The organism is Saccharibacillus sp. O23 (assembly GCF_002205895.1).
Lineage (GTDB): Bacteria > Bacillota > Bacilli > Paenibacillales > Paenibacillaceae > Saccharibacillus.
The window spans coordinates 304,531-330,474 of sequence record NZ_NJDE01000008.1 but is presented as its reverse complement, the minus strand read 5'-3'; the positions used below and the strand labels follow the sequence as shown (position 1 = coordinate 330,474).

Here is a 25,944-nt window from a genome sequence, read left to right as displayed (position 1 = left end):
TAGGCTGAGGGTGGAAGCACAGCAATGTGTGGAGCTGATCAGTACTAATCGGTCGAGGGCTTATCCTACAGACTTTTCGTAGAAAAGTCACATCGGAAGCATATGCTTTGGATGGACTTCCTCGAAAGTCACTTCGATGACGCGAAGAGATCGTTTCGGATCCAGTTTTCAAGGTGCAAACCTTGATTTGGCTTGAATTCAAGCCGCATTGTTCCCTGATAGCTCAGTTGGTAGAGCACTCGACTGTTAATCGAGTTGTCACAGGTTCGAGTCCTGTTCGGGGAGCCATATGGAGAGGTGTCCGAGTGGCCGAAGGAGCACGATTGGAAATCGTGTAGGCGTCTAAAGCGTCTCGAGGGTTCGAATCCCTCTCTCTCCGCCATAGTAATTTTGCAGCAAGGCCCGTTGGTCAAGGGGTTAAGACACCTCCCTTTCACGGAGGTAACAGGGGTTCGAATCCCCTACGGGTCATTCTCTTCTTCAAAAAGAAGAGTCACGAAAAAACATTTGACATAAGGCTGCTAACCTGATATAATGGTAAGCGTATGTGAAATGGAGGCTTAGCTCAGCTGGGAGAGCATCTGCCTTACAAGCAGAGGGTCGGGGGTTCGATCCCCTCAGCCTCCACCATATTGATTTACACTCTGACGCGGGGTGGAGCAGCTCGGTAGCTCGTCGGGCTCATAACCCGAAGGTCGCAGGTTCAAATCCTGCCCCCGCAATTGCTTCATCTTTTGGCCTGGAACTGTGGTGTAGAGGCCTAACATGCCTGCCTGTCACGCAGGAGACCGCGGGTTCGAATCCCGTCAGTTCCGCCATTTTCATTCTTCTGCAATCGCTCGAGATCGGGCTAGCAGGAACAACTGCTCGGCTCGGTAGCTCAGTTGGTAGAGCAAAGGACTGAAAATCCTTGTGTCGGCGGTTCGATTCCGTCCCGAGCCACCATTTACAACTTGATATGTTTCACACTCAATGAATAAGCCGGTGTAGCTCAATTGGTAGAGCAACTGACTTGTAATCAGTAGGTTGGGGGTTCAAGTCCTCTCGCCGGCACCATTTCTTGAATGTGGAGGCTTAGCGAAGTGGCCAAACGCAGCAGACTGTAAATCTGTTCTCTCTGAGTTCGGTGGTTCGAATCCATCAGCCTCCACCAGTTATAGGGGCATAGTTTAAAGGTAGAACAGCGGTCTCCAAAACCGTTAGTGTGGGTTCAATTCCTGCTGCCCCTGCCATAGAAATTCATATTTAACCCAAAGATTCATCTTGCATTTTGGCGGTCGTGGCGAAGGGGTTAACGCATCGGACTGTGACTCCGACATTCGCGGGTTCAATTCCCGTCGATCGCCCTTTATTTTGGGGGTTAGCCAAGCGGTAAGGCAACGGACTTTGACTCCGTCACGCATAGGTTCAAATCCTATACCCCCAGCCATTTTAATTTCATTGTTTTAAGCGGACGTGGCTCAGCGGTAGAGCATCGCCTTGCCAAGGCGAGGGTCGCGGGTTCGATTCCCGTCGTCCGCTCCATTTTTTTATTTCGGCGCCATAGCCAAGTGGTAAGGCACAGCTCTGCAAAAGCTCTACCCCCAGTTCGAATCTGGGTGGCGCCTCCAGTTTATTTTCTTCATCTAATGAAATATTTGCGCCCTTAGCTCAGCTGGATAGAGCGTTTGACTACGAATCAAAAGGTCAGGAGTTCGAATCTCTTAGGGCGCGCCATCTTTTTTTGGATGTGCCGGTGTGGCGGAATGGCAGACGCGCTCGACTCAAAATCGAGTGGGGAGACCCGTGAAGGTTCGAGTCCTTTCACCGGTATAAGCGAAGGCATACTAGAGAAATCTAGTATGTCTTTTGTTTTATGCGAATCGAATATGCAACGAAAGCCCTTCGCCTTTTATAGGCGAAGGGCTTTTTTTATAATCGGAGCAAGCGGCTTTCAGCGCGTACTGTTGCGGTAAGAACGAGGCGAGACGCCGGTCGCTTTTTTGAAAGTACGCGAGAAATGGGCCGGGTCCATGCCGATCTGCTCGGCGATGTCGGTAATGCCGGTATCGGTAGAAGTCAGCAGACGCCGGGCGGCTTCGATGCGTTTGCGCTGCACGTAGCTCATCGGAGGGACGCCCATCTGTTTTTTGAAATAAGGAATGAAATAATTGGGATGCAAGTGGACCAGTTCGGCGAGCGTCTCGACTTCGAGCGGCTCTTGAAGCTTATCGTCGATATACTCCAGTACCCGGGCAAGCTTGCCGCGTTCGCTGCCCTGCATGAAGCGATCCATGAATCCGTGATGGCCGCCGCGTTCCAGACAGTAGGCGAGCAGCTGCAGCAGGCAGGATTTGACCCGCAGCGAGGAGAAAGGACCGGGAGATTCGGACTGCTGGATCATCTCGCGAAAAAGGCTTTCGATCCGCTCGGGCTCGGTCACGTCGGCGATCTGAAACGCGGAACCCGCTTGAAACAGCGGCCATTCGCCGATGCGCGCATCGAAGTGGCAGAAGTAACGGGAATACGGATGTTCGGGCGGCGTAAAGCGCGTCTGAACGGTTCCTGCCGGCATGATGAACAACTGTCCTGCCTGAGGTTCGTAACGCACTCCGTCCAACGTCACCGCGCCTTCGCCTTCGGTGAGATAATACAGGCGGTTGAACGCCGGTTTCTCTTCCGGAGCGTTCCAGCCGAAGTAACCCGCGCGGTAAAAAGCATGCGAGACATGAACGGTCAGATTCTCCAATAAACGATCGGCCGTTTCGGCGCGAAACTGCGTTTCTTCCTGAGAAGCTCGAACGGTCGAAGCGGCGGGAAAAGGTTGTGCGTCTTCTTTCTGCGGGGCGTTTCTTCGCATCGGGACACCTCTTTTCTCGTAAAAGTGACGTTACCCGCAGTATACACCATTTGTCCAAAACACCTTAGTTTTAGTCAAAAAGTTCTTAATCGTATTCATGTTCTTCGCCGCGAAGCTGAGGTATCCTCAACGTGTACGCCACTCGGATTCAAGATTCGGTTCACCACGATTCGATTCGAAAGCGATGGAGGAGAGGGCATGGACAAGAAAATCGGCAAAAAGGTACGATTCGGCATTATCGGGATCGGCAATATGGGCAGCGCGCATGCGAAAAGCTTGATCGACCGCATCGAAGGCGCGACGCTGACGGCTGTCAGCGATCTTAGGCAGGAACGTTTGGACTGGGCGAAGCAGTATCTGCCTCAGGACGTGAAAGGATATCTCGAACCGGCAGAATTGATGGCTTCGGGCGAGGTCGACGCGGTGCTGATCGCGACGCCGCATTACGATCATCCGACTTTGGCTATGGAAGCGTTTCAACACGGACTGCACGTACTGATCGAGAAGCCGGCCGGCGTCTACACCAAAGCGGTCCGGCAGATGAACGAAGCGGCCGAGCGGGCGGCGGAATCGGGTCTCGTATTCGGCATCATGTACAATCAACGGACCAATCCGCTGTACATCAAGCTGCGCGATCTGATTCGATCGGGCGAGCTGGGCGAAATCCGTCGGACCAATTGGATCATTACCAACTGGTACCGCTCGCAGAGTTACTACGATTCCGGCGGCTGGCGGGCAACGTGGAAAGGCGAAGGCGGCGGCGTGCTGCTGAATCAAGACCCGCATCAGCTCGACCTCTGGCAGTGGACGACGGGGATGATGCCGAAACGGGTGAGAGCGTTTTGCAGCTTCGGAAAAACGCGGAATATCGAGGTCGAAGACGACGTGACCGCTTATGTCGAGTACGAGAACGGAGCGACGGGACTCTTCGTGACCACGGTCGGCGAAGCGCCGGGCACCAACCGCTTCGAGATCTCCGGCGACAACGGCAAGATCGTGATCGAAGACGACAAACTCACGTTCTGGAGACTGCGTACGCCGGAGCCGGAGTTCAACGCGACGTACAAAGGCGGATTCGGGCAGCCGGAATGCTGGAAATGCGAAATTCCCGTCGAAGGCGGAGGAGGCGCGCAGCATGAAGGCATCCTGAGGAACTTCACCAACGCGATCCTGCACCGGGAGCCGTTGATCGCGCCGGGCGAAGAAGGCATTCGCGGCTTGACGCTGTCCAACGCGATGCATCTGTCGAGCTGGACGGACGATTGGGTGGAGCTGCCGATCGACGAGGACGCGTATTTGGAGAAGCTGAACGAACGCATCGAACAATCCACTTTCGTCAAGCAGGTCGGAACGGAAGCGACGTTGAACGTATCGGGCACGCATTAGAGAACGGAAAGGCGGAGAAAGCATGAAAAAATCGACGATCGCGGCGCAAATGTACACGTTCCGCGAACAAGCGCAGACGGAAGAAGGACTGGCTTCGACGTTCGAAAACTTGAAACGAATAGGTTACGACGCGGTGCAGGTGTCGGGCATCGGACCGATCGATCCGCGCAAAGTCAAAGAGTTGGCGATCCGAAGCGACCTGACGATCTGCGCGACGCATATTCCGTACGACCGGCTGAAAAACGAACTGAACGCGGTAGCCGAGCAGCATAAGCTGTGGGATTGCCGGTACGTCGGGTTGGGCATCGCGCCGGATCAATACCGGACGAGCGCCGAAGGCTGGCGGACATTTGCCCGAGAGGCTTCGGAGATCGCCCGCAGATTGAAGCAGGATCACGGTCTGCAATTCGTGTACCATAACCATCATTTCGAGTTCGAGAAATTCGACGGCAAGACGGCGATGGATATCCTGCTCGAAGAAAGCGATCCGGACGCGTTCGGTTTCGAACTCGACATGTATTGGGTGCAGGCGGGCGGCGGCGATCCGGCGCAGTGGGCGCATAAAGTCGAAGGCCGGATGCAGGTCGTGCATCTGAAAGACATGGAGATCGTCGGCGGCCAAGCCGTATTCGCGGAAGTCGGCCACGGCAATATGAACTATGCGTCGATCATCGAAGCCTGCCGGGCGACGGGCGTGGAATGGTACGTGGTCGAGCAGGACGTCTGCCGCCGCGATCCGTTCGAGAGCGTGAAGATGAGTCTGGACTATCTGCATGGAATGCTTCAGCGGGAGAAGACGTTGTAAGCAGGCCGGAACGGACGGATCAAGTCGGAGACGGATCAAAAAGAAGCAGCGGGAGGAAGGAACAGACGATGAGTCGAAAAGACGGAATGAATTACGCGCCGAAGCATGAAGCGAAGGTGGTGGTGCAGCCGGGCGAATTCGTATTCGCGGCGGCGGCGTTGGATCACGGGCATATTTACGGGATGTGCAACGGGCTGGTCGAAGCGGGCGGGACGCTCAAATGGGTCTACGATCCCGATCCGGCAAAGGTAGAAGCGTTTGTTGGGACGTTTCCCGGCGTAAATACGGCCGGATCGTTGGACGAGATTCTGGCCGATCCTGAAGTTCGGCTTGTGGCGTCGGCGGCGATTCCGGCCAAGCGGGGGCCGCTGGGCTTGCAGGTGATGAACAGCGGCAAGGACTATTTTACGGACAAAGCGCCGTTTACTTCGCTGGCGCAGCTGGAGGCGGCGGAAGCTTGCGCGGCCGAGACGGGCCGCAAGTACATGGTGTATTACAGCGAGCGGCTGCATGTCGAGAGCGCGGTGTACGCGGACGAATTGATCCGCGCGGGCAAGATCGGGCGGGTCGTGCAGGTCATGGGCACGGGCCCGCACCGGCTGAACGCCGCCGGGCGGCCGGATTGGTTTTTCCGCCGCGAAGATTACGGCGGCATTCTGTGCGATATCGGCAGCCACCAGATCGAGCAGTTCCTGCATTATGCAGGCTGCAAGAGCGCTACGGTGCTGCACAGCAAGGTAGGCAATTATCACAGCCCGGAATATCCCGAATTGGAAGACTTCGGCGACGCGACGCTCGTCGGCGATAACGGGGCGACGCAGTATTTCCGCGTCGACTGGCTGACACCGAAAGGTCTCGGTACTTGGGGCGACGGCCGGACCGTGATCCTCGGTACGGAAGGGTACATCGAGCTGCGCAAATATACGGACGTGGCCAAGTCCGATTCGGGAGATCACGTCTTCTGGGTCGACGCGGAAGGCGAGCATTACGAGCAGGTATCCGGCAAGGTCGGCTGCCCGTTCTTCGGGCAGTTGATTCTGGATTGCCTGCATCGCACGGAGAACGCGATGACGCAGGAACATGCTTTCTTGGCCGCGCGGCTTTGTCTGGAAGCGCAGGAGATGGCGGTCAATCTGACGCCGGATACGCTTCGCAAGCCGGCGGCGGAAGTTCGGAGCGGGCGCTGAATCTCCGCCGAATAGCGGAAAGACGAATCGAAAAACCGGCCTAGGGCGTGTTTTCAAACCTCCATGGAGGCGGATTTGAAAACATGCCCCAGCGGCCGGAGACGGAAGGTGCCGGAACATGGACAACATGAGCAATAAAGGCGAGCAAGGCGAGAAAGGGCTGCTCGGAGCGGCGATCGTCGGCTGCGGGACGATCTTCCCGCAGCATGCGGGACCGTTAAGCGAGATGGACGAAGCGCGTCTGCTGCTTGTCGTCGACAGCGACTTGCCCCGGGCGGAGAGGGAAGCGCAGCGGCTCGGCTGCGAAGCGGCCGACGATTACCGCGTCATTCTGGAGCGGCCGGATATTCGCGTCGTGCATCTCTGCACGCCGCACCATCGGCATGCGGATATCGCGGCGGAACTGCTGGCGGCGGGCAAGCATGTCTTGACCGAGAAGCCGCTCGCCCATACGCCGGAAGCGGCCGAAGCGCTGCGCGCGGCGGCGGAGTCGGCGTGGAAGCGCAGCGGCACGCAGCTCGGCGTGACGTTCCAGAATCGGTACAACGAGAGCTCGCAGGTGATCCGCGAGATCGTGCAGTCCGGCCGGTTGGGCCGGCTGCTCTGCCTCAAAGGATCCGTGTCTTGGTCGCGGACGCCGGAATATTACGCCGGAAGTCCGTGGCGCGGACAATGGGCGACCGAAGGCGGCGGACTGCTCATCAACCAGACGATCCATACGTTGGATCTGCTGCAATGGTTCGCGGGCGGCGAAGTGTCGCGGATCGCGGGCAGCGTGACGACCGATACGCTGAACGAAGTCATCGAAGTCGAAGACACGGCTCATGCCTGCATCGATTTCGATAACGGAGTGCGCGCGCTGTTCTACGGAACCAACGCTTATCTGACCAACAGCCCCGTCGAACTGGAATTGGTATTCGAACAAGGCGCGGTGCTTCAGCGGCGCGACCGCGTGTATCTGCTGCAGGACGGCGAAGAGACGGAGCTGAGCCGTCCGTCGCGGACGGCTACCGGCGCGAAATCGTATTGGGGCGTCAGCCACGGCCTGCTGATTCGCGATTTCTATCGCCATGTACGGGAAGGTCGGAAGTTCTGGCTGGACGCCGAGGAAGGCGGTCGGGCTTTGAATCTGGTCTACGGCATCTACGCGGCTTCGCGCGCGGCGGCGAAAGTCGTGCCTGCCGGACCGATCGGAACCGGCCGATAACGCGGTCGTCTCCGGCTTCAACTTCGGACGGCGAACCTTGATAGAGATCCGATCTTTATCCGTTATGAAATTTAAATGTCTTGACGTTTGGTTCGTTTCCGACTCGTCTTCAGGTTTTCCGGGAAGGTTCGCCGGAGCGCTTCTCGCTTCTTTTGGTGACGAGTTCTTTTTGTTCCAACGTTCGCAGCGTCGGATAGATCCGGCCGCAACCCGAGTTCTTTTTGAAAAAAGCCGCTCGCAAGCCAAAAAAAGCGTTCGATCCTCTATAAAGGATCGAACGCTTTTGAGTTTGAACGGATCGTTCAGGCCGACAAAACGTGGATTATTCGGATTCTCCGCCGCTCGGAGCAGTCGGCGGCGCGGCTGCCGGCGCTCCCGTTCTTCCTTGCGGATTCGAAGGCAGCGACTCGCCGATCTCGACGGCGCCGATGCCGAGATCCCGGCTTTTCGGCCGTCGGGAGACCAGAATGACGAGATCCACTAGCAGCACCGGCAGAGATACCGACGCCGGATAAGCCAGATAACGCGGCTGCCATTCCGGGAAAAACTTCTCCTTGTAACGGCGGAGTCCTTCGAAGCCGTAGAAATGGCCGCCGTAGCGGAAGACCAGATTCGCCAGCTTCTCTTCGCGCAGCGAGCTGCGGCTGCTGCCGACGCTGGACAGCGGAGCCATGCCGAGATTGAACGTTTGATAGCCTTGTTCCTTCGACCATTCGATCAGCCGCGCGAACAGCAGGTCCATCGTGCCGTTCGGCGTGTCGGGCAGATGGCGCATCAGATCGACGGAGATGGTCCTGCCGTCGTCGTAAGCCGGAGCCAGCGTGGCAAAAGCCACGGTGCGTCCTTCCGGGTCTCTCAGCAGAGCGAGCGGCGAGCGTTGAAGATAGGCTTCGTCGAACCAGCCCAGCGAGAAGCCTTTTTCTTTGCGGCTGCCGAGCCAGACGTCGGAGATTCGACGCAGTTCTTCGATCAGGGCCGAATCGTAAGGCGCGGACTCGACGGAGAACGTATAGCCGTCCCGTTCGAAGCGGTTTTTCGCCGTACGGAAAGCCGTCATCTTTTTGCCCGAGAACGTGAACGTCTCGAGATTGATCAGCGCCTCTTCGCCGAGCTTGAAGAAGCGGTACCCTTTCTCGTGATAGATCGACAGATATTCGGGCGAAGCTTGATAGAAGACGACGGATAGCGCGTAACGATCGGCGAACGATTGGAATTCTTCGATCGCGTCCGCGAGCTTGTTCTTCGGACCGAGCGGATCGCCGAGCACCGCGAGTTTGTCGCGGGAGCGGGCGTAAGGGATCAACACTTTGCCGTCCTGAGCCCAGTAGAACTGTTTGTCGCCCAGATACAGCATATGCGTGAGCAGGTTGCCTTTTTCCCGTTTCAAAAATTCGTCCAGACGATCCGTGTTCTCGCTTTCGTTCTGCAGATCCGAAGCGACTTCGCGGCGTTTCGGACGAAGAAGCACGAGCAGCGAGAACAAGATCCAAGCCGCCACGATACCGTTGACGGCCATCACGGCATATTCGTTCGAGTGCATGATCCATTCCGGACGGAATCCCGACGGAAGATGATGCAGGAAGCGCGGTCTCGACGACGTGCCGATCAGGTAATACAAGCCGGCCAATACGAGCGTGAAGCCGAACCACAGCCCGATCCGTTTGCGAGAAAGCGTCGCGCCCGAGCGGTAGAAACGCGCGCGCGAGATCCAGAGCAGCATGGCGACCACCAGCAGGAAGATCGCTTCTTCGTAATCGAAAGCTTTGATAAACGTAAAGATCGCGCCCGCGACGAGCAGCAGCGAAGTCAGCCGGTGCGCCCGGCGCAAGCGGAGCGAGATGCCGCCCGACAAGATGATCAGCATGAAGCCGATCACGACGGAGATCTGCTGCGAGAGCTTCATCAGCGGCGTAGACAAGAAGCGCGCCATGAAATGAACGCGATCCAGCAGCCCCGGCGTCGCGGCGGAGAGCAGCAGCACCAGGCCGCAGGCCAGAACCAGTTTGCCCAGCGCCCAGATCCCCATATCGCTCAGGAAACCGAATTGGCCGGGCCAATTCCAGAAGCGCTGCCAGTACGCGGCAATGGTCTTGTGATCGTCCTCGGCGTCTCCCGGTACGATCTTGCCCGCCGTTTCCGGGTGCGCGCCGATCGGCGGTTCACCCGACGCCGTCTCCTGCCGGATCGCTTTGCGGCGGCCCGGCAGCAGTTCGAACGCGGTCATGGCGAGCGCGATCAGCCACGGGATCAAGAAGTAGAAGACGCGGAACAGCACGATGGCCGCCAAAGCGGCTTCCGGCCGTACGCCGATCATCTGCAAGCCGAGCAGCGCCGTGATGTCGAACGCGCCCAAACCGCCCGGCGCGAAGCTGACGATGCCGGCGATGGCGGATACGCTGTAGATCGCCAGTCCTTCGGCCAGAGAGACGCCGTGCAGGAATTTCGAGCAGATCAGCCAGAAAGTAAGTCCGGCGAAAAACCATTCCAACAGCGAAGCCGCGACCGAACTGCTGATGATGCTCCAAGGCAGCCGGGTTCCGTCGCCTTCTTTGTGGAACCATTTGGCGAACAGTTTGGAACGCTGCATCAGCAGGAAGATCGGCAGATAAAGCGCCATCCCCCATACGGCGTAGATCAGCCAGCGATGTTCGCTGAGCATGAACCCGATCGGCATCAAGCCGACGATCCCGATCCAAGCCAGCACGGACAGTCCGGTCACCATCGTCGGCGACAAGAAGACGATCGCCGGCGTGATCTGCGCCAGCGTGATGCCGCTGTTGCGATACAGAAGCGCCCGCACGCCCGCTCCCGTGAATCCGGCGAAGCCGAGGAAATTGTTGAACGTATTGGAGATCCATCCGTAACGGAAAGCATCCCACTTGGTCACGTTCAAACGAAAGTGCCGGCAGATCAGAAAGTCGTACGCGCACATCACCGAGACGGAGACCAGCGACACCGCCAGAATCTGAGCGATATCCGAAGTGGGCATCGAACGGATGTCGAACAGGATTCGGGAGAAGTTGAGTCTGCGAAGTTCGCCTTCGCTCTGAAAATAGACGAAAGCGATCACGGCGATCGGAATAAGCAGCCGTACGATCTTCATCCGGTAGAGGAAAGCGAACAATCGCAGGATTTGCAGACGTTCCAATACAGCTTTCATACGATTCATGAAGTCACCTACATTTTAGAAGGAATGAATTACATTTGTGATTTCCATAGAAAATCAACCCGAGTCAATGAATAACATTCATAAATAGTAGCATAAACCCGCCCGTTACGAACCGAACATCTTTGTAACCTTTTGCTTGCGATCCCGTCGAGAACGAGAAGCAGGCCAAGATCGGAAGAGAACGCTACCGCGTTACCCGTATGAGCGAATCATAGACGAAACTCGCGCGCTCTTCCACTGCTATTTACCCGATAATCGGAAGTCTTCATTAATTGTATCAGCTTCCCGGCAGTCTGCGCGAATTCCGCCGGCGCGCAAGGTCCGGGTCGCTCCCCGCCTTAGGTCTAGGTTCAAAAACCGCCCTCGGCCCGTGTTGCGAAACGTCGGCAAAGTCTAGAATAAGGACATAAGGAAATTGATTCACGAAAGGCGGTGAAAAGTTAATGAGAAGCATGAAACTGAATGTCCCGGCGATCGCGCTGGTGATCCTGGGCCTGCTGATTCTGTTCGGCAAGTTCGGAAGCGTTGTCGGATTCCTGTTCGCGGCCGCGATCTTCGCGCTCGGGTACTACGGAATGAAGACCGGCAAGACTTTTCTGGGCGGTCTGCTGATGATCGTCGGCGGATGCATGCTGCTGGCGAAGCTGTCCTGGCTGATCGGTCCGCTGTTCGGGATTATCCTGATCGTCGCGGGCATCGTCTGGATCGCGGGCAGAAGCGGACACGGGTCGAGCAGACGCAGCGGGTTCGGAGGTTAAACGTCGGATAAGCCGCGCAAGTCCGTCAGTCGTAAGCACGAACGCAAATCACGCAAGGGAGGGAGAAACGCCGAATGAGCATGTTTAAACGAATGAGAGATATTACGCTGGCTACCCTTAACGATAAGCTTGAAGAAAGCCAAGATCCGGTGCGGATCATCGATCAGTTCTTGGTCGAGACCCGTCAGGAGATCGCCGAGGTGCAGCGGTTGTACGATCAGTCGGCCCACCACAGCAAGCAGCTTCGCCAACAGGTCGATCACGCGGCTTCGATGCGCGAGAAACGCGAAGAGCAGGCGCTGTTGGCGCTTAAGGCGGAAGAGGAATCGATCGCGAAGCTGGCTTTGCAGGAGAAAATGCTGTACGAGGAAAAAGAACGTCAGTATACGGAACTGTGGGAACAGAGCCAAGAGACGTTCAAAGAGCTGGGCGAGCAGCTCAACGTACTTAGAAACGAATATCAGACCGTATATAACAAACGTCAATACTACTACGCTCGCATGGAGACGCTTCGTTTGCAGCAGCGCATGAACCGCCGCGGCAGCGGATACGGTTCGGACGTGCCGAAGATGTTCGATCGTCTCGACGATCAGATGACTTCGATGGAATACGAAACGTACAGCCTTCGAGACATCCGCAAGCTGGGACACGAAGCTTCCCGCCAGATCGGGGAAGCGGGCAGCCTGCTCGAACAGGAAATGGCCCGTCTGAAAGACAAATTGAAACGCGACGAAGGAAAGGAGTAGGCGAGGATGCACAGATTGTACCGCTCGACCCAGGACCGAATGCTTACCGGACTCTGCGGCGGAATTGCACAAGAATTCGGTGTGAACCCGACGCTGCTCCGCATTCTGTTCCTTGTAGCGATCCCGCTGACGAGCGGAGCGATGCTTCCGATCTACTTTATCGCCTCGCTCGTCATTCCGAAAGACCCGACGCCTCCGTACTATCCGTACGATCCCGACATGTACGGCCGCGATCCTTATCGCGATCCGTATCGTCCGGAAAACGCGTACGACCGCGAGACGCGCGATTCGCGCTTCCCGGGTCCGCATGACCCCCGGTCGCCGAGACCGCTGGGTCCGGAACGCGAATTCGCCCGTCCGTTTCCGCCGCAGCGTCGGCCGAACGCGCCGCATGCCGACTTGAAGAAACGCGACGTGCCGGATTCCGGCCTTGACGCCATGATGGAAGATATCGAGAAAAAGGCTCTGAAGAAAGAAGTCGAAGAACTCAAGCAAAAGCTTTCCAAATACGAGAACGAGAAAGGGGATTTATAAAATGGGAGTATTCAAAAGACTGAGAGACATGACGAAGGCATCGGTAAACGAACTGCTGGATAAGGTAGAAGATCCGATCGTGATGCTGAACCAATACCTGCGCGACATGGAAGAGGAGATTCGTCAAGCCGAAGTGACGGTCGCGAAACAAATGGCGAACGAGCGCCGCATGAAACAGCGTCTGGAAGAAGCGTATCGTCTGTCCTCGCAGCGCGAATCGCAAGCCGAAGCCGCTCTGAAGAACGGCCACGAAGAAGCGGCGCGCAAACTGCTGGAAGAGAAGATCTATTTCGATCAACGGATCGCGGAATATCAAGACCTGCACGGTCAAGCCGAAATTCAAGTCGAAGATCTGATGCGCCAACTGCACGAAATGAAAGACGAGTTCTATCAAATGCGCAACAAACGCAACGAGCTGGTAGCCCGCGCCCAAATGGCGAAAGCCAAAAAGCAAATGGCGCAAGTGAACCCGGTCTACGCGATCGACAAAGGCAGCTCTTCGTCGGGCTTCCGCCGGATGGAAGAAAAGATCATGCAGATGGAAGCCGAAGCCGACGTCCTGCGCATCTCGCCTTACGGCGGTTCGAACCGTCCGTCCGCTTACGTCAGCCCGGTCGACACGCAGAAGCAGCTTCAAGTCGACGAGCAGCTGAACGCGCTCAAGAACAAGCTGAACGGCACGAGCAGCTCGCCTTCTTTGACAAAAGGCGAAGAATAATCCTTACGTTCGAAGGCGCGCCGCGCCCGAAGAGCAACACAGCGGGCTTCCGTTATGTTATAGTAGAAAAAGTTTCATAAGACGCAGCGAAGCCATACGGTTCTTGACCGTTATGGCTTTTGCTACGCTTGGGACGAACGGCGAAAGCCAAGCGACACGAAACGCAAACACGGCAGAAGGAGGGACGATCATGAACCGAAGAAAGCGAATATTGGCTCTGGTGTTGATCGCCGCGGGCGTAATCATCCTGTTCGGCAAATGGTTGAATCCGCTCTCTCTGATCGCTCTCCTCGTGCTGTGTTACGGCATCTACGCGATGCGCGCCGGACGCGTCCCGTTCGGCTACAAATGTCTGGCCGTCGGCGCCGGGCTGCTGCTGCTCAATCATATCGTGCTGCTGATCGGCGGGATTCTGCTGTCGATCGCCGTCTTCTACGCGCGTTCGCGGGAACTTCATGCCGGACGGCGTTATACGGAGCGGGTCGAATGGGTATCGCAGCTCAAACGCGACCGGGAAGCATGGACGCCCGAAAATATCAGCTTATGGCATCTGTTCGGCGACGTCGATTGCGACTTCTCGTTGGCGCTGCCCGCCGAACCCGATACGGTGATTCATCTGCAAGGCTTGATCAGCGACGTGGACCTGACTTTTCCGGAAGAATACGGTCTCGAGCTTGACGTCTTCGTCGGCTACGGCAAAGTCAGCTTCGACGGTCAAGGGCGTCCGGGCATGCTGAACAAATTCGTCTGGAGGTCGCCGGGCTACGAGCGCAGCGAGCAGAAAGTCAGAGTCGTGATGGCGCATGCGGCAGGCAACGTGAATATCCGAATGAATTGACGGCCGGCGCGGCGGTCATTCAAGAACCGGGGCGGTGAACAGAAACGGTGAACGAAGCGGGGAAAAGCAAAAAAACGAATACGATCGTTCGGGGAATCGGCTCGGGCATGCTGCTGGCGCTGATCGTGCTGCTGTCGGCCATGTACGTGCTGTATTCCTACGGTCTGCTGGCCGTGCCCGACACGTGGCCGCTGAAGCTGCGGGCGGGCCTTACGGTGCTGACGGTATCGATCACCGTCGGCGCGCTGTACGGATTGTACCGGTCGATGCAGACGAAGATTCAGTTCGATCGTCTGCAAGATACGCTGTTGCTCTGGGAAAAAGGCAGTCCGGCGCGTCCGATCGGACCGATCGGCGGCGATATGGAAGGATTGGCGGACCAGCTCGAGCGCGTCGGCAAGAAATGGGAAGAACAAGTCAGTTCGCTCCAGCGCCTCTCGACGCATAACGCGCAGCTGGCGGAGCAGGCCCGGGTATCGGCGATCGTCGAAGAGCGCCAGCGGCTCGCGCGCGAACTGCACGACGCGGTCTCGCAGCAGTTGTTCGCGATCTCGATGACGGCGACCGCGGTCGGCCGGACGTTCGAGAAAGACCTGTCGCGGGCAAGACGCCAAGTGGAACTGATCGAGGAGATGGCGTCGGTGGCCCAGTCGGAGATGCGGGCGCTGCTGCTTCATTTGCGGCCGGTGTATCTGGAAGGCAAGCCGCTGTATCAAGGGCTGAGCGAACTGATCCGCGAGATTCAGGCCAAAGCGCCGATCGAGATCACGCTCGACATGGATGCGGGCTTGGAACTGGTCAAAGGGATCGAAAACCATCTGTTCCGCATCGTGCAGGAAGCGCTGTCGAACACCTTGCGCCATGCCAAAGCCGACAAGATGGAGATTATCATCGTCCGCCGCAGCGACGCGCTGAGGATGTCGCTCAAAGATAACGGCGTCGGGTTCGAGCTGGACGAGAAAAAGCAGGCTTCTTACGGTTTGTCGCTGATGCAGGAGCGGGTCAGCGAAGTCGGCGGTTCGATCCGCTATATCACCGCGCCGGGCAAAGGAACGCGGATCGAGCTGACCGTGCCGCTGGTAAACGGGGAACAGAAAGGAAGCGAGGAATAGCGATGGAAACGGAAGAACTCATTACCGTGCTGCTCGTCGACGACCACGAGATGGTCCGGATCGGGCTTGCCGCCGTGCTCGATACCGAAGACGATATCGAAGTGATCGGCGAAGCCAGCAGCGGGCAAGAAGGCGTGCGTCTCGCGCAGCAGTACAAACCCGACGTGGTGCTGATGGATCTGGTCATGGACGGGATGGACGGGATCGAAGCGACGCGCGAGGTGCTGAAGATCTGCCCGGAGTCCAAAGTCATCGTGCTGACCAGCTATCTGGACGACGAGAAGATGTATCCGGTGATCGAAGCGGGCGCGTTCAGTTATCTGCTCAAGACGTCGAGAGCGAACGAAGTCGCGGACGCGATCCGCGCGGCGGTGCGCGGACAGTCCGTGCTGGAATCCCAGGTCGCGGCGAAGATGATGAACCGTTTCCGCACTCCGGCCGCCGCCCGGGCGCTGCATGAAGATCTGACCGATCGCGAGATGGAAGTGCTTCGGCTGCTCGCGCAGGGCAAGTCCAATCAGGAGATCGCCGACGAACTGATCATCGGGATCAAGACGGTCAAGTTCCATGTGACCAACCTGCTCTCCAAGCTGGACGTGGAGGATCGGACGCAGGCCGCCATTTACGCTTACAAAAACGGACTGGCCGAATGACGGTCGTGCGGGATCGGGCTTCCGGTTTACGGAGGATGCCGATGCCTCATGAAATGTCGGCCGGTCTTTTTTTGCGCTTTTTTACCGAACGGACCGCAGAGAAAACCTCTCGAATTTTGAGCGCCTAACACATTATGCGATTTCGACAGGTCGGCAAACATCGTCGATTATACTTTGAAAGCGCTTAACTAAAAAGGAGGTCGCTCTCATGTCCATCTTGAAAAAAGCCGCTTGTCTGCTGACCGCTTCCGTCCTTGCCCTGCCTGCAGTCGGTCCGTTCGTTTCCGCTTCGTCCGCAGCAGCCGCGAACGCCGTATCCATCGAAGAGTACGGCGCGATTCCCGACGACGGTCTCGACGATCTCGCCGCGATCCGTCAAGCGGTCTTGGCCGCCAAAGCTTCGGGCAAAAGCGTTTATGTTCCGCCGGGAACTTTTTTGTACAACGACGTGATCGTGCTCGACGGGGTCGATCTGTTCGGAGAAGGCGAATCTTCGATCCTTCGCAGCACCAATCCGCAGCGTCAGGCGGTTCAACTGGCCGGTTCCAACAGCGATCTGAGCAAAGTCAAGCTGACGACCGTTCCGGTCTCGAACCGTCTGTCCAGCTCCGTGTCCGCGCGCGTGCATGTGCTGCCGGAAGCGGCGAACTTTACCGTCAAAGAGACCGTGATCGAAGGCGGTTCTTCCGCGGGCATCATCGTCTACGGCATGAACGGAGCCATTACGAACAATACGGTGCGCGATACGCTGGCCGACGGCATTCATATTACGGGCGGCTCCATGAATATCCGGGTCGAACAGAATACCGCCCGCAATACCGGCGACGATATGATCGCGGTGGTATCTTACGAGAAGAACGGCACTTGGGTAAAAAACGTCAAGATCGCGAATAACGACGTCTCGGGCGGCCATGCGCGCGGCATCACGGTCTCCGGCGGCAGCGACGTATCGATCGAAGACAACCGGATCGCCGATACCGGCGGAGCCGGCGTGTTCGTCGCTTCGGAAGGCAGTTATCAGACGTACGAGGTGCGCAATCTCAAGATCGCCCGGAATACGATTACGCGCGACAGCCGCAACGCTTCGATTCCGGAGAAAGGCGGTATCCGGCTTCAAGCGACGTACAAAGAACCGAGCATCTCGAACGCGATCATCGAACAGAACACGATCGTCGATTCCGCGGACAGCGGCATACTGATTCTCGGTTCGGCGAGCATTCAAGCGCTGATCGTGCGCAATCAGATTCTCGATCCGGCCAATCACGGCATTCATCTGCTGAAAACGGTGACCGGGACCTTCAACTTCGCGGGCAACCGGGTGCAGGGCGAAGGCGGATATCCGTTCTATAATCAATCGCAGGCGCAGGTGAGCAGCGATCTGCCGAATTCCGCGCTTCCGGGCGGGGGCGAAGAAGAAGGAGCGCTCGCGGCGCGCGGCACGCCGCGCATCGACGGCGCGATCGACGACGTCTGGAGCAATTCGACGCCGCTTCCGCTCAACGTCGACGCCAACGGGACGACCGGAACGGTACGGATCGCCTGGGACGAGACGGCTCTGTATTATTTGTTCGAAATGAAAGACGCCACGCCGAACGCGAAAGCTTCGGAAGAACATAACGATTCCGTCGAAGTCTGGGTGGACGAGCTGAACGCCAAGAACGGCACGCGCACGGTCGGCGATTATCAGCTTCGGGTCGGGTACGACGGCGCGCTCTCTTCCGCCGTGCGCGGATTCGATCTGTCCCGCGTAACGCGCGCGGTGGTGCCTCGCGACGGCGGCTATACGGCCGAATTCGCCGTGCCTTATACCGCGCTCTCTCCGCAGGCCGGCGACACGATCGGCTTCAACGCCAGCGCCAACGACGATTCCGACGGCGACGGACGCCGGAATACCTACTTGAGCTGGGTAGACAAGAATCTGCCGTATTGGGCCGATACGAGGGTCTACGGCGAGGTGACGCTCGACAATTAAGATTCGATATTGAAAGCGGTATCTTCTTCTTTTCCCGGGATCGGCTTGATTTAGCCGGTCCTTTTGGTGTATTTAATATTAATGAAACCTTCATCTTAGATCAGCAGAATTGATAATCAATACGATAGCATCAATTTGAGAGATATGTTAAAATGACATCACATCTTTGTTCTTCGCGCTGAAGCGAAGAAGGATAGTCAGGCACGACACACTATACTAACTACAGGAAGAATGGGGAGCTATGGCGGACAATCAAAATCTTGAAGCATTGAAAGCACCCGGCGCGGTCTTCTTTATCTTCGGAGCTACCGGAGATTTGGCCCGCCGTAAGTTGTTCCCGGCCATTTTCAGCTTGTACCGGGAAGGTAAACTGGCAGAGGACTTTGCCGTAGTCGGAGTAGCGCGGCGCCCTCGCACGAATGAAGAATTCCGCGATGACGTATTCCGTTCGATCCAGGAGTTCGGACGGTACAAATCTTCCGACCAGGAGAAGTGGACGCAATTCGCGGAACACTTCGAATATAAATCCCTCGACATCAACAACGTGGCAGGGTTCCAAGAACTGAAAGCCCAGACGGAAGCGATCGAATCGAAGTTCTCGATTCCGGGCAACCGCCTGTTCTATCTGGCGCTGGCGCCGGAACTGTTCGGCAGCGTCTCGCTCAACCTGCGCGAAGGCGGCATGCTCGACAGCGAAGGCTGGCATCGTCTGGTGATCGAGAAGCCGTTCGGTTACGATCTCAAGTCGGCCGAGAAGCTGAACGAAGAACTGGGTCACGTCTTCCAAGAAGACGAGATCTACCGGATCGACCACTATCTCGGCAAAGAGATGGTGCAGAACATCGAGACCATCCGGTTCTCGAACATGTTCTTCGAATCGCTCTGGAACAACAAATATATCGCCAACGTGCAGATCACGCTCGGCGAGACGGTCGGCGTCGAAGAACGCGGCGGCTATTACGACCATGCGGGCGCGCTGCGCGATATGGGCCAGAACCATATTCTTCAGCTGCTCACCATGATCGCGATGGAACCGCCTAGCCGTCTGCTGGCCGAAGACATCCGCGACGAGAAAGTGAAAGTGCTGCGTTCGCTGCACCACTTCGAGAGCTCGGAAGAAGTCAAAGCCAACGTCGTGCGCGGACAATACACCGCCGGACAAAGCAAAGGCAAAGACCTGCCGGGTTACCGCGAGGAAGACAAAGTCGATCCGAATTCGAATACCGAGACGTTCTTCGCGGCTCGCGTCTTCGTCGACAACTTCCGCTGGGCGGGCGTTCCGTTCTATATCCGTACAGGCAAACGCCTGCCGGTCAAAACGACCGAAGTCGTGATCGAATTCAAGAAGATGCCGGGCAATATCTACCTCGGACAAAAGCACGATCTCCAGCCGAACCTGCTGGTCATCCGCGTCAACCCGATGGAAGGCATCTACTTCAAGATCAATGCCAAGAAACCGGGTTCCGAATCGGAAATCGCTCAAGTGGCGATGGAGTTCTGTCAGAGCTGCCTGGTGGGCATCAACTCGCCGGAAGCGTACGAGCGCTTGATCCACGACGCGGCCAAAGGAGATTCCACGTACTTCACGCGTTGGGACGAAGTCGCTTCGGCGTGGTCGTTCATCGACAAGATCGACGCGGCTTGGAAAGAAAATCCGGCCGACGTCGATTCGTATCCGGCAGGAAGCTGGGGACCGGACGCGTCGCATGAACTGCTCGCCCGCGACGGCTTCCATTGGTGGCCGGTAAACGGACAAGAAGAAGACAACGTGATCTGGGTAGCCGCTTCGAGCAGCTAAACGCGGCTCGACTCCGGAGATCCGCACGGAGCATCATAGCCTTTTATACAAGAAAGCCGTCAAGCCGACCGAAGATTTCGGGAGCTTGGCGGCTTTTTCGCGTTCCTGCGAAAGCCGGGCTTGACCTTGAAGTAACCTGCAAGGTTTATGCTGGATGCATAGAAGGGAGCGAGGAAAACATGAAGAAGAAGGCGAAATGGGCGGCGATCGGAGGAGCAGCGGGCCTCGCGGCCGCGCTGTATGCTTATCGAAGCCGCAAAGAAGGCCGGAGCTTAAATCCGCTGCGGCGTCTGTTCCCGATCTTTACGATGCCGGAGCCGACCGGCACCTATGCGATCGGCACGTTCGAGGCCTATCTGATCGACGAGAGCCGGCAGGAGACGAGACGGGGAAGCGTTCCGCAGGGAACCGGGCCGCGCGAGATCGCGACGACGGTCTGGTATCCGGCCGATCCGGCCGCGCTTCAAACGGCGTCTGCCCGTTCGGGATCGGCGAAAGCGCTCGAACCCGAACGTTATCCGGCTTCGCTCGGCAGATGCCTGACGCTGGTATTCGGATTGCCCGAAGGTCTGTTCCGGCATCTGTCGAAAGTGAAAACGCACGCGTTCAAGCATTTGCCGCCGGTTTCGGACCGTTCGTCTTATCCGGTGCTGCTGTTCTCGCCGGGCATCCGTTCGACCCGCCATCAAAGCTTGACGATGATCGAAGAGTTGGTCAGCCGCGGTTATATCGTGATCGGGATGGACCATCCGTACACTTCGGCACAGGTGACTTTGGCAGACGGCAGCGAAGCGATGTATCGGGACGAGCCGAAGTTTGCGAAATCGCGCGAGTTGTATGATTATAATGTCAAAGAGATCGCCGTCCGAGCGGCGGATGCCCGTTTCGTTCTCGATACGTTGGAACGGTGGAATCAAGCCGATTCGGGACATCTGCTGTCCGGCCGTCTCGATCTGTCGCGTACGGGCATCGTGGGGCACTCTTACGGAGGCGCGACGGCGGCGGAAGCTTTGTCGACAGATTCGCGTTTTGCCGCCGCGCTCAGTCTGGAAGGCGGCTTCTGGGGAGAAGTGTCGCGCAAACCGCTGGAACGGCCTTTCATGTATCTGTTCACCGGCGGAACGGCGCGCAGTCTGGACCCGGACAATCCGAAAAAGGAAAAGATCTTTTTCGACGAATTCGAAGAAGATCTCCAGCGGGTGATGACGTCGAGCTTAAGCGATGTGCTGTTTGCGGTCGTCGAACCGTTTTTCCATCAGAGCTTCACGGATATCGCGTTGATCTCGCCGCGGCTGTTCGCCAGATCGTTTACGCCTGAGCGCAATATCGAGTTGAATCGAGCTTACGCCGTGGCCTTTTTCGACCGCTACCTCAAAGGGATCGAGCAGTCGATTCTGGGACGCGATACGCCGGAATTCCCGGAAGTTCGCTACAACGAAGCTTACACGCGCATCGGATCGCAGAACGAATGGCTGGAACGCGCCGAATAACCGAACGTCCAAGGAGGAAACGCAATGAAGAAAATGACCCGGGGGCAGTTGGCGAAAAAAACGGGACTGACCCCCGCGGCCATTCGTTTCTACGAAGACAGCGGCGTGCTTCCGCAGCCCGAGCGCAGCGAGAGCGGGTACCGGCTGTACGGCGAAGAATATCTGACGCTGATTCAGTTCATACAGGATACCAAAGCGCTCGGCTATCCGCTGTCTCGGATCGGCGACACGCTGCGCAAATTGAGCGACGGCCGGGAGATGGACGTCGAAGGATTGCGAGAGCTGGTGCGGCGGCAGATTCAAGATATCGAACGGCAGGAAGCCCATCTGGCCGAAGTCAAATTCCATCTGCATCGGCTGTTGAACGAATATGACGACGAAGACGTACGCGGGTATCTGCAAACGTTCCGCCGCGATCCGGAGAAGTAAATAAAATCGCGCCAGCCCTTTTTTTCGATACAGATTCTCCCTTGCCTGCGCGGGAATTATGGTACAATATAGGGATGAATACGCACGATACAGAAGGGAACGTGAACATGAGCCAAACCCAAGACAAAGTTTTGCGCGAAGAAGTCGAAAAACGCAGAACTTTTGCCATTATATCTCACCCGGATGCCGGGAAAACGACGCTGACGGAGAAGCTGCTGCTCTTCGGCGGCGCTATTCGTCTGGCCGGAACGGTAAAAGCGCGCAAAGCCAGCAAACACGCCACAAGCGACTGGATGGAAATCGAGAAACAGCGGGGGATCTCGGTAACGTCTTCCGTCATGCAGTTCGATTATAACGGCCACCGCATCAACATTCTGGATACGCCCGGTCACCAAGACTTCAGCGAAGACACGTACCGGACGCTGACGGCGGCCGACAGCGCGGTCATGCTGATCGACGTCGCCAAAGGCGTCGAAGCCCAGACGATCAAGCTGTTCCAAGTCTGCGCGAAGCGCGGCATTCCGATCTTTACCTTCATCAACAAACTCGACCGCGAAGGCCGCAGCCCGTTCGACCTGATGGAAGAATTGGAGCAGGTGCTCGGGATCCGTTCGGTTCCGATGAACTGGCCGATCGGCATGGGACGGGAACTCAGCGGCGTCTACGACCGAATGAAGAATCAGGTCGAGCTGTTCCAAGGCGACGACCATTCGCAGATCAAAGTGCAGAAGGTCGAAGATTATCATGATCCGATCATCGCGCAGATGGCGGGCGAATACCACGCGAACCAGCTGGCCGAAGAACTCGAACTGCTGGACGTGGCGGGCGATCAATTCGACTACGAAAAAGTCAAACGCGGCGAGCTGACTCCGGTCTTCTTCGGCAGCGCGATCAATAACTTCGGTCTTCAGACGTTCCTCGAGAACTTTTTGGAACTCGCGCCGAAGCCGGCGCCGCGCCGCAGCACGGAAGGCGAAATCGAGCCGGTGCGCGAGAAGTTCAGCGGCTACGTGTTCAAGATTCAAGCGAACATGAACCCGGCGCACCGCGACCGGATCGCGTTCCTGCGCATCGTGTCCGGCAAGTTCGAGCGCGGCATGAGCGTCAAGCATGTCCGCGTCGGCAAAGACATCAAACTGGCGCAGCCGCAGCAGTTCTTGGCCCAAGACCGCGATATCGTCGAAACGGCTTACGCGGGCGATATCATCGGTCTGTTCGACCCGGGCATTTTCCGGATCGGCGATTCGTTGGTGGAAGGTCAGAATTTCGAATTCGAAGAGCTGCCGACGTTCTCCCCGGAGATTTTCGCCAAAGTCACGGCCAAAAACGCGCTCAAGCACAAACAGTATCAAAAAGGCATCGACCAGTTGACGGAAGAAGGTACCATTCAAGTCTTCCGCACGGTCAGCTTCGACGATACGATTCTCGGCGTCGTCGGCCAACTCCAATTCGAAGTGTTCGAATACCGGATGAAAAACGAATACGGCGTCGACGTGCAGCTTCAGCGTCAGTCGTTCCAATTCGCGCGCTGGATCGTGGCGAAAGAGATCGATCCGTCCAAGTTCCGGATCAACTCGACGCTGGTCAAAGACAAAAAAGGCAACTACGTGGCGCTGTTCGAGAACGAATACGCGATGCGTACCGCCATCGACAAAAATCCGGACGCCCAATTCTTGGAGATGGCGCCGTAAGTTCAAGGAGGCCTGATCGGGGATGGGGAAAGGCAAGAAGCAGTATGCGGTCATCGGCATGGGGCGTTTCGGTTCCAGCGTTGCCAAGACCCTCAGCGAGATGGGCTTCGACGTACTGGCGATCGACGCGAGCGAAGAACGGACTCAGGAGATCTCCAACGTGGTGACGCACGCCGTATCGGCGGACTCGACGGACGAAGAAGCGCTCAAGGCGCTGGGCATTCGCAATTTCGACGTCGTGGTCGTGGCGATCGGACAGGATATTCAAGCGAGCATCTTGACCACGCTGATCCTCAAAGAGATGAATCTGCCGCTGATCATCGCCAAAGCGCAGAACGCGCTGCACGGCAAAGTGCTCAGCAAGATCGGCGCGGATAAAGTCATTTTCCCGGAGCGGGATATGGGTACGCGGGTCGCGCACAATCTGACTTCTCCGAACATCCTCGATTACATCGAATTGTCTGGCGATTACAGCATATTCGAGATGCTGGTCCCGGCGAAGATGGTCGGACGCAATCTGATCGAACTGAACCTGCGTCAGAAATACGGCTGCAACGTGATCGCGGTGCGCCGCGGCAGCAAGATGAACATCTCGCCGGACCCGCACGGCCGTCTCTGGGAAGGGGACGTGCTGGTGATCGTCGGGGAGCGGGACGATCTGGTGCGGCTGGAGATCGCGTTCGAGAGGCACGGGTAGAAGATTCTGTTCGGGGGGGAGAAGCGGGGGACGCTCCGGGAGAAATTCGTTTCGGTCGCTGTCTCAATCGGGAAGCTGAATTGGATGTAACAAGGAGGCTTCCCGATTTCAAAGGCGAACACTTCGTTCCTGCACTGAATTTCTCCCTCCGCTTGGCGCTTCTCGCAAGGACAGAATATTCTAACCGTGAGATGGGTTAGGATAAAAAACATAAAGATAAAAGGTATCGCTGCCGCGATACCTTTCGGTTTTTTAATAGAGGGCAACGGATATTAAGAAGCGGAGGGATCTGGGATGCCGCATACGCAGATCGAATCAACGGCCAACGGGCGGGTCAAGGAATGGGCGAGCCTGCTCGAGAAAAAGCATCGGGATCGGCAGGGGAAATATATCGTCGAAGGGATTCATCTGGTGCAGGAGGCGCTGCGCTCGGAAGCGGACGTGGAATGCGTCGCGTATGACGCGGCGCTCGGGGTGCCTGCGGAACTGACGCAGGAAGCGCGCTCCGGACAGGCGGAATGGATCGCCGTCTCGGCGGCGATCGTCGCCAAGTGCACGGAAGCGCGGACACCGCAGCCGGTGTTCGCCGTGGTGCGCAAGTCCGCCGCGAAGCTGGCGGACATTCTGCGCACGGAGAACGCGCTCGTCGCGGTACTCGACGGCGTACAGGATCCGGGCAACGTCGGCACGATCATCCGTGCCGCCGATGCCGCCGGCGCGGCCGGCGTCGTGGTCGGCCGGGGCTCGGCCGACATCTACAACCCCAAGACGGTACGCTCGACGATGGGGTCGCTGTTCCATCTCCCGATCGTGGAGGGAGAGCTGACGGAGCTGCTGCCGCAGGCGCGGCAGGCTTCCGCCAAGATCGTCAGCACCAGCTTGCAGGCGAAGCACAACTGTTACGAAGCGGACTATCGGGGCGCGGCTTGGTTCGTTTTCGGCAGCGAAGGCAGCGGCGTCTCGCCGCAGGTCGAGGCTTTCGTGGACGAGAAGGTCATCATCCCGATGCCGGGCCAAGCCGAATCGCTGAACGTGGCGATGGCGGCTTCGGTGCTGCTGTTCGAAGCGGTGCGGCAGCGGTTGGTGTGAGCAGATTTTTAAAAAACTCAAAGACGGGAAGAGGCATCGCGTAAATAAGCGATCCCTCTTCCCGTCTTTTTAGGTTTAATCATTTAGTTCAGTCAGAAGGAACAAGCCGCAGCAAATGCCACTCCGCATACTACCGAGCAGCCACCGCCTGCTATCGGATTGACAAGGGCCCAGACTCCGCAATATTGGGCGCATGCGTAAAGTCCCACTACACTACACGTGAAAGATTTTCCGTTCCATAAAAACATTCCTCCGGCAGCTTTGGCGGATAAGCTGTCTTTTTGTTGATTTTGCGTATCCGTATTTTGATAGTTTGCTAGTAAATGCTTGGAATCGGGATCGGAAGCATTTGTTTTTTCAGCTACAAATTTTTCGATTTTATTATCCGTTCCATTTACAATGGTTTGAGTCACTATGATTTCGTTTTTTTCAATATTATTGTATGCTCTTGTTACCATATATGTGTATATAGCGGCATCGCCTTTCAAACTGTACTTCAGTTTCGAATTGTGATTGCTTAACTGGATTTCTTCAAATTTTTGTTGATGTATTTGTTGATTGATGTTCTGTATTTCTTGGTTTTCGTTTTCTAATCCGACCACTTTTATCAACTCTTCAGAAGTTAAAACGTCAATATTGATTGGTTGGTTTTTCTCGTTTGTTAATTGTTGCTGCTTATCTAATATTGTGGACTCGGCTTTGACTGTGGAAGTATGGCCTAAGACGGTGAAAATTAGAACCAGTATCAGACTGAAAATAAAATTTTTCTTCATTGTGATTATTATCCCTCCAAGATTGATTTTTATTTACAAAAGGAATTATATAG

General features: G+C 56.7%; 21 protein-coding genes and 16 tRNA genes. 34 read left to right on the top strand and 3 right to left on the bottom strand.

From position 1 onward, the window contains the following. The first annotated feature begins 212 nt into the window (after positions 1-212). The 16 genes from CDO73_RS11900 to CDO73_RS11825 all read left to right on the top strand — a co-directional run bounded on the left by CDO73_RS11900 (position 213) and on the right by CDO73_RS11825 (position 1,812). A tRNA-Asn gene (locus tag CDO73_RS11900) sits at positions 213-288 on the top strand. A 3-nt stretch (positions 289-291) separates the two neighbouring features. Next, a tRNA-Ser gene (locus CDO73_RS11895) sits at positions 292-382 on the top strand. Between the two features lie 17 nt (positions 383-399). Further along, positions 400-471: transfer RNA gene (locus CDO73_RS11890), tRNA-Glu, on the top strand. An 83-nt stretch (positions 472-554) separates the two neighbouring features. Beyond that, positions 555-630, top strand: a tRNA-Val gene (locus tag CDO73_RS11885). 18 nt (positions 631-648) lie between these two features. After that, positions 649-722: transfer RNA gene (locus CDO73_RS11880), tRNA-Met, on the top strand. Between the two features lie 19 nt (positions 723-741). After that, a tRNA-Asp gene (locus CDO73_RS11875) sits at positions 742-818 on the top strand. Between the two features lie 51 nt (positions 819-869). Next, positions 870-945 (top strand) — tRNA-Phe (locus CDO73_RS11870). A 35-nt stretch (positions 946-980) separates the two neighbouring features. Next, positions 981-1,056: transfer RNA gene (locus tag CDO73_RS11865), tRNA-Thr, on the top strand. Positions 1,057-1,068: 12 nt separating this feature from the next. Next, positions 1,069-1,153 (top strand) — tRNA-Tyr (locus CDO73_RS11860). Between the two features lie 5 nt (positions 1,154-1,158). Continuing rightward, positions 1,159-1,232 (top strand) — tRNA-Trp (locus CDO73_RS11855). 41 nt (positions 1,233-1,273) lie between these two features. Then, a tRNA-His gene (locus tag CDO73_RS11850) sits at positions 1,274-1,346 on the top strand. Between the two features lie 8 nt (positions 1,347-1,354). Continuing rightward, positions 1,355-1,429, top strand: a tRNA-Gln gene (locus CDO73_RS11845). Between the two features lie 20 nt (positions 1,430-1,449). Continuing rightward, a tRNA-Gly gene (locus tag CDO73_RS11840) sits at positions 1,450-1,524 on the top strand. Positions 1,525-1,536: 12 nt separating this feature from the next. Continuing rightward, positions 1,537-1,610: transfer RNA gene (locus CDO73_RS11835), tRNA-Cys, on the top strand. 29 nt (positions 1,611-1,639) lie between these two features. Next, positions 1,640-1,716: transfer RNA gene (locus CDO73_RS11830), tRNA-Arg, on the top strand. A gap of 15 nt (positions 1,717-1,731) precedes the next feature. Further along, positions 1,732-1,812, top strand: a tRNA-Leu gene (locus CDO73_RS11825). Positions 1,813-1,933: 121 nt separating this feature from the next. On the opposite strand, the gene CDO73_RS11820 is transcribed toward CDO73_RS11825, so the two are convergent. Continuing rightward, positions 1,934-2,839, bottom strand: coding sequence for an AraC family transcriptional regulator (locus CDO73_RS11820; RefSeq protein WP_088488733.1), 906 nt, complete (start codon positions 2,837-2,839; stop codon positions 1,934-1,936). Positions 2,840-3,037: 198 nt separating this feature from the next. Here CDO73_RS11820 and CDO73_RS11815 point away from each other — a divergent pair, with 198 nt between their 5' ends. The 4 genes from CDO73_RS11815 to CDO73_RS11800 all read left to right on the top strand — a co-directional run bounded on the left by CDO73_RS11815 (position 3,038) and on the right by CDO73_RS11800 (position 7,424). Continuing rightward, on the top strand, positions 3,038-4,225 hold the full coding sequence (locus tag CDO73_RS11815) for a Gfo/Idh/MocA family protein (RefSeq protein WP_088488732.1): 1,188 nt from the start codon (positions 3,038-3,040) through the stop codon (positions 4,223-4,225). Between the two features lie 22 nt (positions 4,226-4,247). Next, positions 4,248-5,030 carry a sugar phosphate isomerase/epimerase family protein gene (locus tag CDO73_RS11810; protein WP_088488731.1) on the top strand — a complete coding sequence of 261 codons (783 nt, stop codon included), beginning with the start codon at positions 4,248-4,250 and terminating at the stop codon, positions 5,028-5,030. 68 nt (positions 5,031-5,098) lie between these two features. Beyond that, the gene (locus CDO73_RS11805; RefSeq protein ID WP_088488730.1) at positions 5,099-6,217 is read left to right on the top strand and encodes a Gfo/Idh/MocA family protein; all 1,119 of its coding nucleotides are present in this window, start codon (positions 5,099-5,101) and stop codon (positions 6,215-6,217) included. A gap of 118 nt (positions 6,218-6,335) precedes the next feature. Then, positions 6,336-7,424: a Gfo/Idh/MocA family protein gene (locus tag CDO73_RS11800; protein WP_256972663.1), complete on the top strand. Its 1,089-nt coding sequence runs from the start codon at positions 6,336-6,338 to the stop codon at positions 7,422-7,424. A 322-nt stretch (positions 7,425-7,746) separates the two neighbouring features. On the opposite strand, the gene mprF is transcribed toward CDO73_RS11800, so the two are convergent. Continuing rightward, complete coding sequence (gene mprF / locus CDO73_RS11790; protein ID WP_088488728.1) at positions 7,747-10,593, bottom strand: bifunctional lysylphosphatidylglycerol flippase/synthetase MprF; 2,847 nt, start codon at positions 10,591-10,593, stop codon at positions 7,747-7,749. Between the two features lie 443 nt (positions 10,594-11,036). Between mprF and CDO73_RS11785 the strand changes: the two genes are divergently transcribed. The 14 genes from CDO73_RS11785 to CDO73_RS11720 all read left to right on the top strand — a co-directional run bounded on the left by CDO73_RS11785 (position 11,037) and on the right by CDO73_RS11720 (position 25,118). Continuing rightward, positions 11,037-11,351, top strand: a complete 315-nt coding sequence (locus CDO73_RS11785; protein WP_088488727.1) for a hypothetical protein — start codon at positions 11,037-11,039, stop codon at positions 11,349-11,351. Between the two features lie 74 nt (positions 11,352-11,425). Next, entirely contained in the window at positions 11,426-12,097 is a 672-nt protein-coding gene (locus CDO73_RS11780; protein ID WP_088488726.1) for a PspA/IM30 family protein, read from the top strand. 6 nt (positions 12,098-12,103) lie between these two features. Next, entirely contained in the window at positions 12,104-12,631 is a 528-nt protein-coding gene (locus tag CDO73_RS11775; protein ID WP_088488725.1) for a PspC domain-containing protein, read from the top strand. Position 12,632: 1 nt separating this feature from the next. Then, positions 12,633-13,349, top strand: coding sequence for a PspA/IM30 family protein (locus CDO73_RS11770; protein WP_088488724.1), 717 nt, complete (start codon positions 12,633-12,635; stop codon positions 13,347-13,349). Positions 13,350-13,539: 190 nt separating this feature from the next. Beyond that, a complete protein-coding gene (gene liaF / locus CDO73_RS11765; RefSeq protein WP_179218675.1) occupies positions 13,540-14,187 on the top strand; it encodes a cell wall-active antibiotics response protein LiaF in 648 nt (215 codons plus the stop codon). 107 nt (positions 14,188-14,294) lie between these two features. Then, complete coding sequence (locus CDO73_RS11760; protein WP_088488752.1) at positions 14,295-15,299, top strand: sensor histidine kinase; 1,005 nt, start codon at positions 14,295-14,297, stop codon at positions 15,297-15,299. A 2-nt stretch (positions 15,300-15,301) separates the two neighbouring features. Continuing rightward, a complete protein-coding gene (locus tag CDO73_RS11755; RefSeq protein WP_088488722.1) occupies positions 15,302-15,952 on the top strand; it encodes a response regulator in 651 nt (216 codons plus the stop codon). 208 nt (positions 15,953-16,160) lie between these two features. Beyond that, positions 16,161-17,924, top strand: coding sequence for a sugar-binding protein (locus tag CDO73_RS11750; protein ID WP_088488721.1), 1,764 nt, complete (start codon positions 16,161-16,163; stop codon positions 17,922-17,924). A 241-nt stretch (positions 17,925-18,165) separates the two neighbouring features. After that, positions 18,166-19,722, top strand: coding sequence for a glucose-6-phosphate dehydrogenase (gene zwf, locus CDO73_RS11745; protein WP_088488720.1), 1,557 nt, complete (start codon positions 18,166-18,168; stop codon positions 19,720-19,722). 179 nt (positions 19,723-19,901) lie between these two features. Then, entirely contained in the window at positions 19,902-21,212 is a 1,311-nt protein-coding gene (locus CDO73_RS11740; protein WP_088488719.1) for an alpha/beta hydrolase family protein, read from the top strand. Positions 21,213-21,236: 24 nt separating this feature from the next. Beyond that, entirely contained in the window at positions 21,237-21,641 is a 405-nt protein-coding gene (locus CDO73_RS11735) for a MerR family transcriptional regulator (RefSeq protein WP_088488718.1), read from the top strand. 107 nt (positions 21,642-21,748) lie between these two features. Further along, a complete protein-coding gene (locus CDO73_RS11730) occupies positions 21,749-23,332 on the top strand; it encodes a peptide chain release factor 3 (RefSeq protein WP_088488717.1) in 1,584 nt (527 codons plus the stop codon). A gap of 22 nt (positions 23,333-23,354) precedes the next feature. Next, positions 23,355-24,029: a potassium channel family protein gene (locus CDO73_RS11725; protein ID WP_088488716.1), complete on the top strand. Its 675-nt coding sequence runs from the start codon at positions 23,355-23,357 to the stop codon at positions 24,027-24,029. Between the two features lie 294 nt (positions 24,030-24,323). Next, positions 24,324-25,118, top strand: a complete 795-nt coding sequence (locus CDO73_RS11720; RefSeq protein WP_088488715.1) for a TrmH family RNA methyltransferase — start codon at positions 24,324-24,326, stop codon at positions 25,116-25,118. Positions 25,119-25,210: 92 nt separating this feature from the next. Here the strand turns inward: CDO73_RS11720 and CDO73_RS11715 are convergent, their stop codons facing one another. Further along, complete coding sequence (locus tag CDO73_RS11715; RefSeq protein WP_088488714.1) at positions 25,211-25,891, bottom strand: putative immunity/bacteriocin fusion bifunctional protein; 681 nt, start codon at positions 25,889-25,891, stop codon at positions 25,211-25,213. Positions 25,892-25,944 lie beyond the last annotated feature (53 nt).

Coding starts and splice junctions, on each gene's coding strand:
- CDO73_RS11750 (WP_088488721.1), top strand. CDS start 16,161: ATGTCCATCTTGAAAAAAGCCGCTTGTCTGCTGACCGCTTCCGTCCTT.
- CDO73_RS11815 (WP_088488732.1), top strand. CDS start 3,038: ATGGACAAGAAAATCGGCAAAAAGGTACGATTCGGCATTATCGGGATC.
- zwf (WP_088488720.1), top strand. CDS start 18,166: ATGGCGGACAATCAAAATCTTGAAGCATTGAAAGCACCCGGCGCGGTC.
- CDO73_RS11735 (WP_088488718.1), top strand. CDS start 21,237: ATGAAGAAAATGACCCGGGGGCAGTTGGCGAAAAAAACGGGACTGACC.
- CDO73_RS11740 (WP_088488719.1), top strand. CDS start 19,902: ATGAAGAAGAAGGCGAAATGGGCGGCGATCGGAGGAGCAGCGGGCCTC.
- CDO73_RS11755 (WP_088488722.1), top strand. CDS start 15,302: ATGGAAACGGAAGAACTCATTACCGTGCTGCTCGTCGACGACCACGAG.
- CDO73_RS11715 (WP_088488714.1), bottom strand. CDS start 25,891: ATGAAGAAAAATTTTATTTTCAGTCTGATACTGGTTCTAATTTTCACC.
- CDO73_RS11770 (WP_088488724.1), top strand. CDS start 12,633: ATGGGAGTATTCAAAAGACTGAGAGACATGACGAAGGCATCGGTAAAC.
- CDO73_RS11810 (WP_088488731.1), top strand. CDS start 4,248: ATGAAAAAATCGACGATCGCGGCGCAAATGTACACGTTCCGCGAACAA.
- mprF (WP_088488728.1), bottom strand. CDS start 10,593: ATGAATCGTATGAAAGCTGTATTGGAACGTCTGCAAATCCTGCGATTG.
- CDO73_RS11780 (WP_088488726.1), top strand. CDS start 11,426: ATGAGCATGTTTAAACGAATGAGAGATATTACGCTGGCTACCCTTAAC.
- CDO73_RS11805 (WP_088488730.1), top strand. CDS start 5,099: ATGAGTCGAAAAGACGGAATGAATTACGCGCCGAAGCATGAAGCGAAG.
- CDO73_RS11820 (WP_088488733.1), bottom strand. CDS start 2,839: ATGCGAAGAAACGCCCCGCAGAAAGAAGACGCACAACCTTTTCCCGCC.
- CDO73_RS11725 (WP_088488716.1), top strand. CDS start 23,355: ATGGGGAAAGGCAAGAAGCAGTATGCGGTCATCGGCATGGGGCGTTTC.
- CDO73_RS11800 (WP_256972663.1), top strand. CDS start 6,336: ATGGACAACATGAGCAATAAAGGCGAGCAAGGCGAGAAAGGGCTGCTC.
- CDO73_RS11730 (WP_088488717.1), top strand. CDS start 21,749: ATGAGCCAAACCCAAGACAAAGTTTTGCGCGAAGAAGTCGAAAAACGC.
- CDO73_RS11760 (WP_088488752.1), top strand. CDS start 14,295: ATGCTGCTGGCGCTGATCGTGCTGCTGTCGGCCATGTACGTGCTGTAT.
- CDO73_RS11775 (WP_088488725.1), top strand. CDS start 12,104: ATGCACAGATTGTACCGCTCGACCCAGGACCGAATGCTTACCGGACTC.
- CDO73_RS11785 (WP_088488727.1), top strand. CDS start 11,037: ATGAGAAGCATGAAACTGAATGTCCCGGCGATCGCGCTGGTGATCCTG.
- liaF (WP_179218675.1), top strand. CDS start 13,540: ATGAACCGAAGAAAGCGAATATTGGCTCTGGTGTTGATCGCCGCGGGC.
- CDO73_RS11720 (WP_088488715.1), top strand. CDS start 24,324: ATGCCGCATACGCAGATCGAATCAACGGCCAACGGGCGGGTCAAGGAA.